General features: G+C 52.5%; 2 rRNA genes. Both read left to right on the top strand.

Annotated features, from left to right (window positions below):
* Nucleotides 1–12 precede the first annotated feature (12 nt).
* Nucleotides 13–2,919: ribosomal RNA gene (locus tag R5268_RS19295) — 23S ribosomal RNA — on the top strand.
* Nucleotides 2,920–3,030: 111 nt separating this feature from the next.
* A 5S ribosomal RNA gene (rrf, locus tag R5268_RS19300) occupies nucleotides 3,031–3,096 on the top strand; the annotation flags it as partial.

Genomic DNA, 3,096 nt, shown 5'->3' on the forward strand with positions numbered 1-3,096 from the left:
TTCGGGTTGTGAGGTTAAGCGAATAAGCGTACACGGTGGATGCCTAGGCAGTCAGAGGCGATGAAGGACGTGCTAATCTGCGATAAGCGCCGGTAAGGTGATATGAACCGTTATAACCGGCGATTTCCGAATGGGGAAACCCAGTGTGATTCGTCACACTATCATTACCTGAATACATAGGGTAATGAAGCGAACCGGGAGAACTGAAACATCTAAGTACCCCGAGGAAAAGAAATCAAACGAGATTCCCCCAGTAGCGGCGAGCGAACGGGGAGCAGCCCAGGACCTTAATCAATGTCAGTGTTAAGAGAACAGTCTGGAAAGGCTGGCCACAGCAGGTGATAGCCCTGTATCTGAAAGCACTGGTGTTGTGAGTCCGATGAGTAAGGCGGGACACGTGTTATCCTGTCTGAATATGGGGGGACCATCCTCCAAGGCTAAATACTCCTGACTGACCGATAGTGAACCAGTACCGTGAGGGAAAGGCGAAAAGAACCCCGGCGAGGGGAGTGAAAAAGAACCTGAAACCGTGTACGTACAAGCAGTGGGAGCACCCTTTGGGGTGTGACTGCGTACCTTTTGTATAATGGGTCAGCGACTTATATTCTGTAGCAAGGTTAACCGAATAGGGGAGCCGCAGGGAAACCGAGTCTTAACTGGGCGAATGAGTTGCAGGGTATAGACCCGAAACCCGGTGATCTAGCCATGGGCAGGTTGAAGGTTGGGTAACACTAACTGGAGGACCGAACCGACTAATGTTGAAAAATTAGCGGATGACTTGTGGCTGGGGGTGAAAGGCCAATCAAACCGGGAGATAGCTGGTTCTCCCCGAAAGCTATTTAGGTAGCGCCTCGTGAATTCATCTCCGGGGGTAGAGCACTGTTTCGGCTAGGGGGTCATCCCGACTTACCAACCCGATGCAAACTGCGAATACCGGAGAATGTTATCACGGGAGACACACGGCGGGTGCTAACGTTCGTCGTGAAGAGGGAAACAACCCAGACCGCCGGCTAAGGTCCCAAAGTCATAATTAAGTGGGAAACGAAGTGGGAAGGCTCAGACAGCCAGGATGTTGGCTTAGAAGCAGCCATCATTTAAAGAAAGCGTAATAGCTCACTGGTCGAGTCGGCCTGCGCGGAAGATGTAACGGGGCTAAATTATGCACCGAAGCCGCGGCAGCGATATGTAAATATTGTTGGGTAGGGGAGCGTTCTGTAAGCCTGTGAAGGTGGCCTGTGAGGGTTGCTGGAGGTATCAGAAGTGCGAATGCTGACATAAGTAACGATAATGCGGGTGAAAAACCCGCACGCCGGAAGACCAAGGGTTCCTGTCCAACGTTAATCGGGGCAGGGTGAGTCGACCCCTAAGGCGAGGCTGAAAAGCGTAGTCGATGGGCAACGGGTTAATATTCCCGTACTGGTGGTAACTGCGAAGGGGGGACGGAGAAAGCTAAATCATCCGGGCGACGGTTGTCCCGGTTTAAGCGTGCAGGTGGACTGACCAGGCAAATCCGGTCGGTTGTTAACACTGAGGCGTGACGACGAGCCACTACGGTGGTGAAGTGATTGATGCTCTGCTTCCGGGAAAAGCCTCTAAGCTCCAGGTTACCATTAATCGTACCCCAAACCGACACAGGTGGTCAGGTAGAGAATACTCAGGCGCTTGAGAGAACTCGGGTGAAGGAACTAGGCAAAATGGTGCCGTAACTTCGGGAGAAGGCACGCTGGCACTAGGTGAAGTCCCTTGCGGACGGAGCTGAAGCCAGCCGCAGATACCAGCTGGCTGCAACTGTTTATTAAAAACACAGCACTGTGCAAACACGAAAGTGGACGTATACGGTGTGACGCCTGCCCGGTGCCGGAAGGTTAATTGATGAGGTTAGCGCAAGCGAAGCTTCTGATCGAAGCCCCGGTAAACGGCGGCCGTAACTATAACGGTCCTAAGGTAGCGAAATTCCTTGTCGGGTAAGTTCCGACCTGCACGAATGGCGTAATGATGGCCAGGCTGTCTCCACCCGAGACTCAGTGAAATTGAACTCGCTGTGAAGATGCAGTGTACCCGCGGCAAGACGGAAAGACCCCGTGAACCTTTACTATAGCTTGACACTGAACATTGAGCCTTGATGTGTAGGATAGGTGGGAGGCAACGAAGCGTGGACGCCAGTCTGCGCGGAGCCGACCTTGAAATACCACCCTTTAACGTTTGATGTTCTAACCCAGACCCGTAATCCGGGTCGGGGACCGTGTCTGGTGGGTAGTTTGACTGGGGCGGTCTCCTCCCAAAGAGTAACGGAGGAGCACGAAGGTTGGCTAAGCATGGTCGGACATCATGCGGTTAGTGCAAAGGCATAAGCCAGCTTGACTGCGAGAGTGACGGCTCGAGCAGGTACGAAAGTAGGTCTTAGTGATCCGGTGGTTCTGAATGGAAGGGCCATCGCTCAACGGATAAAAGGTACTCCGGGGATAACAGGCTGATACCGCCCAAGAGTTCATATCGACGGCGGTGTTTGGCACCTCGATGTCGGCTCATCACATCCTGGGGCTGAAGTAGGTCCCAAGGGTATGGCTGTTCGCCATTTAAAGTGGTACGCGAGCTGGGTTTAGAACGTCGTGAGACAGTTCGGTCCCTATCTGCCGTGGGCGCTGGAAGATTGAGAGGGGTTGCTCCTAGTACGAGAGGACCGGAGTGAACGCACCACTGGTGTACGGGTTGTGATGCCAATTGCATTGCCCGGTAGCTAAGTGCGGAAGAGATAACCGCTGAAAGCATCTAAGCGGGAAACTTGCCTCGAGATGAGTCTTCCCTGATTCTTTAAGGATCCTGAAGGAACGTTTGAGACTAAGACGTTGATAGGCTGGGTGTGTAAGTGCAGCGATGTATTGAGCTAACCAGTACTAATGAACCGAGAGGCTTAACCTGACAACACCGAAGGTGTTTTGAGTTGAGAGACGAAGAAAGAATTTTTCAGCATAGTGAAGAGACGAGAGAGTCATTCATTATGAAAAGCTTGTTTTGGATTAAACGAATTTGCCTGGCGGCCGTAGCGCGGTGGTCCCACCTGACCCCATGCCGAACTCAGAAGTGAAACGCCGTAGC

The organism is Morganella sp. BCCO 40_0007 (genome assembly GCF_032989665.1).
In the GTDB taxonomy this organism is placed as follows: Bacteria; Pseudomonadota; Gammaproteobacteria; order Enterobacterales; family Enterobacteriaceae; genus Morganella; species Morganella sibonii.